4 protein-coding genes are annotated in these 3,619 nt (G+C 41.9%); all 4 read left to right on the forward strand.

Features of this window, described 5'->3' with window-relative positions; translation table 11 throughout:
* The coding region (locus tag VN429_RS06800; RefSeq protein ID WP_325631285.1) for a V-type ATP synthase subunit I at window positions 1-1,690 on the forward strand (1,690 nt) is incomplete at its 5' end.
* Between the two features lie 4 nt (window positions 1,691-1,694).
* Window positions 1,695-1,940 carry an ATPase gene (locus tag VN429_RS06805; RefSeq protein ID WP_325631287.1) on the forward strand — a complete coding sequence of 82 codons (246 nt, stop codon included), beginning with the start codon at window positions 1,695-1,697 and terminating at the stop codon, window positions 1,938-1,940.
* Window positions 1,941-2,071: 131 nt separating this feature from the next.
* On the forward strand, window positions 2,072-2,626 hold the full coding sequence (locus VN429_RS06810) for a V-type ATP synthase subunit E (RefSeq protein ID WP_325631289.1): 555 nt from the start codon (window positions 2,072-2,074) through the stop codon (window positions 2,624-2,626).
* A gap of 6 nt (window positions 2,627-2,632) precedes the next feature.
* The coding region (locus tag VN429_RS06815; RefSeq protein ID WP_325631292.1) for a V-type ATP synthase subunit C at window positions 2,633-3,619 on the forward strand (987 nt) is incomplete at its 3' end.

Below are 3,619 nucleotides of genomic sequence, written 5' to 3' on the forward strand. Positions count from 1 at the left end.
TGATGCGAAACTAAGTAATCTGGACAGAGCCATCTCAGAAAAATCAGAAACTATCAGTAAATATGAGGCTGATTTAAAGGATCTAGAGACCCAAAAAAGGGATCTTCTCCCATTCCTGTCCATAAACTTGGATTTTGATTATTATAGAGGATATGAAAATCTGAAAGTTTTTGCAGGCTCAATAAAAGGAAATTTGGAAGAAGGTCAAATCTCAAGCGTCACCAGAGGATACGAATTGTACTTTGATCCCCAAACAAAAACAACAGTACTGTTCGTAGACAAAAAAGACGCTAGCAAAGTCCAGGAATTGCTTCAGACTGTTGAATTTAAAGAGCTCAGGGTTCCAGAAAGAGGTGGTATCCCAAGCGATTTACTGAGAGTGACAGAACAAAGCGAGGCTGAAACCTCCAGGAAGATCGGATCACTAAAAGCAGAAGTCGAATCCATGAAAGCACAATACACGGATTTCCTCCTTGCCAGTGATGAGGTCTTAAGTATCGAAAACCAGAAGGCAGAACTGCCTCTAAGAATCGCTACGTCTGATAATGCCTTTATTATAGAAGGCTGGACTCCCAGCGATGAATACGATACCTTGGTCAACGTTGTCAATAAGGCTACATCTGGCCGGGCATATGTGTCTGAAATCCACTTCGAACATCACGACGAAGAAGACGATAGACATATACCTGTCGAGTATAACAATTCGAACGCAGTGTCGCCCATGCAAGAGATCATGGATCTGTATTCAAGACCCAGGTATACCGAAATTGATCCAAGTTCAATCCTCTTTATCACTTTCCCATTGATATACGGGATGATCCTTGGGGATATGGGGTATGCAATTATTCTGGGAGCAATGGCGCTGGCGATTAAAACACTTGTAAAATCAGATGCAGTAAAGCCTCTCATGAATATCCTGATCTATTGTCAGATTTGGACATTTTTCTTTGGTATTATTTATGGTGAGTTCCTTGGGTTCCCCTTGGCAAGTGTGCATGCCGAAGGTGAAACAATACCAGGTCTACTGCCTTTCTGGAATACAGTGACATTGTTCCCAGGCATTGCCGGTGAACATTTCACATTCCCGGTCCATAGGACTCACATGGTAATGACTATGATCGCAATATCTGTCTTTGTAGGACTGATCCACCTGAATCTGGGCTTCATTCTCGGATTTATAAACCTTTCTCATCACAGTATGAAGCACGCAGTTCTAGAAAAAGGCAGCTGGATGATTATTGAGCTTGGTGTACTCGTTGCAGCTCTCGGCGCTCTCGGCATTGTCCCAGGGTTGACATATGTCGGTGCTGGCATTCTTCTTCTCGGAGTTATAATGCTCACTATGGGTGAGGGTATTAAAGGTCCGATCGAATTGCCATCTCTTATGGGTAATGCATTGTCATATGCTCGTATTATCGCAGTCGGTCTGTCTTCGATTTACATCGCATCCACAGTCAATGATATTGCTTTCGGAATGATCTGGGCTGATCACTCTAAGATCGGCATCGCAGCAATCGCTGCAATAATCGTATTTATACTCGGACATGCCCTTAACACTGTCTTGAGTATCATCGCTCCCGGTCTGCACTCACTCAGGTTGCAGTATGTAGAATTCTTCGGAAAATTCTATCAAGGCGGGGGCAAAAAATTCAATCCATTTGGTTATATAAGAAAATACACGGAGGAATAAAAAGATGGTAGACGGAGCAACAGCAGGTATGATGTTTGGAGACGCAGGATTAAAAGCACTTGGCGCAGCAATAGCAATTGCAGGAACAGGTCTTGCATCTGGCTGGGCAGAAAAGGACATTGGTTCTGCAGCCATTGGTGCAATGGCAGAAAATGAAGCCCTGTTCGGTAAGGGTCTGATTCTTACTGTCATTCCAGAAACTATCGTTATCTTCGGTCTTGTCGTTGCATTGCTTATCAACACTGCTTAATTAAGAGCATCCCTGCTCTAATTTTTTTAGAGTGTCTTTGCTCTAAGCCATTGGGCATATATGCTCTAAGTTTGCCGGAAGTTTGCTCTTTTAGAGCATTCTTTGCTCTTAATTTATTTGGAGGTGGAAGCATGGGACTAGATATCGTTCTAAAGGATATCCAGAGTGGTGCACAGGCTGAAGTTTCCAGGATCAAGGCTGAAGCTGATGCGAAAGTATCTGAGATTCTAAATGAAGCCAGAGATGGCCAAAAAAAGATGCTCGGAGACCGCCTTGCACAATCTGAAGAAGACCTCAAAAATTTACACCAACAAGTGGTATCCAGCGCAAATCTGGAAGTAAAAAGGATAAAGCTCAACAAACGCAAAGAACTTCTAGATCAAGTCTATAATCAAACATATGAGTCTATAAAGTCAATGCCTGCTTCTAAAGCCGAGAACCTTTTAAGCGTTCTGATAAAGAAGCATGAAGCTGATGGTGTCAGGATATATTCTGACAAAAACTCAGAAGCAATTGTCAAGAAATTATCTTCTTTATCCTTTGCTGGTAATATAGATGATAGTATCGGCGGTATTGTTCTGGAAAACGAGGATGGTACAGTCAGGTTAGACTACACATATGATACGATCCTGAATACTATATATGAGCGTTCATTGAAGCAGCTGTCTGATATTTTATACGGGTGATGTTTGATGCGGCTTTTGGAGAGACTCCGGGGGAAAAAACCCTCACGACAATCCGATAAAAAAGGCAATTCTAACTATGCTTATGCCGTAACCCGTGTTCGCGCAATGAAAAGTAAGTTGCTCCCTAAAGAATCATATCCCCGGCTTCTTAACATGGGGATTGATGAGATTACCCGCTTTATTCAGGAGTCTGAGTACAAAAACGATGTTGACGAACTAGCAATGAAATACAGCGGTGGCGATCTGGCAGAACATGCACTAAACAGGAATCTTGCGCTTACCTATGATAAGTTGAAAAGAATCACCTCAGGAGAACTAAACTATCTGATTTCTGCCTACATAAAGAGATATGAAATCTGGAATGTAAAAACACTTCTCCGTGGGAAACTCTACAATGCATCCGTTGAAGATATCCTGGAGTCTCTTGTAGCTGGCGGGCAGTTTACCTACACTTTCCTGTCAGAACTTGCAGCCAAAGCCACAGCTCAGGACATCATTGATGGCCTCAGAAGGACTGAGTACTATTCTATCTTGCAGCAGTTTGACGGAACCAATCTCGCATATATAGAAAATGAACTTGATAAGATGTATTATTCAAGTTTATTTGAAGTGATTGGAGTACCCAAATCCAAGGATCGTAAACTCTTTGCTAGAGTTGTCAAACTAGAAGTCGATGTCAAAAACTTAATTACTCTTTTCAGACTCAAAAAAGCAGGACTCAACCAGTCTGAGCAGATTCTGCCTCTCATGATACAGGGTGGACTCGAATCGAGGCTTGAGAAATTAGCAGTTCTTCCTTATGATGAGTTTATAAATCAGCTTCAAAAAACTCAGTACTGGGATGCAATTTCAGATCTCGCCAGCCCGGACATGGATTCTTTAACTGCTCTTGAAAGCAGGCTCACAAGATATTATCTTGAAACTGCAACTACTTATTCGCACGCATCTCCTCTTTCAATTGTACCTGTAATGGATTATATTATCCATAAAAAT

The sequence above is a fragment of the Methanospirillum sp. genome, assembly GCF_035560735.1.
Lineage (GTDB): Archaea > Halobacteriota > Methanomicrobia > Methanomicrobiales > Methanospirillaceae > Methanospirillum.

Bases quoted from the DNA above. Each gene is read 5' to 3' on its own strand.
- VN429_RS06810 (WP_325631289.1), top strand. From the start codon at position 2,072: ATGGGACTAGATATCGTTCTAAAGGATATCCAGAGTGGTGCACAGGCT.
- VN429_RS06805 (WP_325631287.1), top strand. From the start codon at position 1,695: ATGGTAGACGGAGCAACAGCAGGTATGATGTTTGGAGACGCAGGATTA.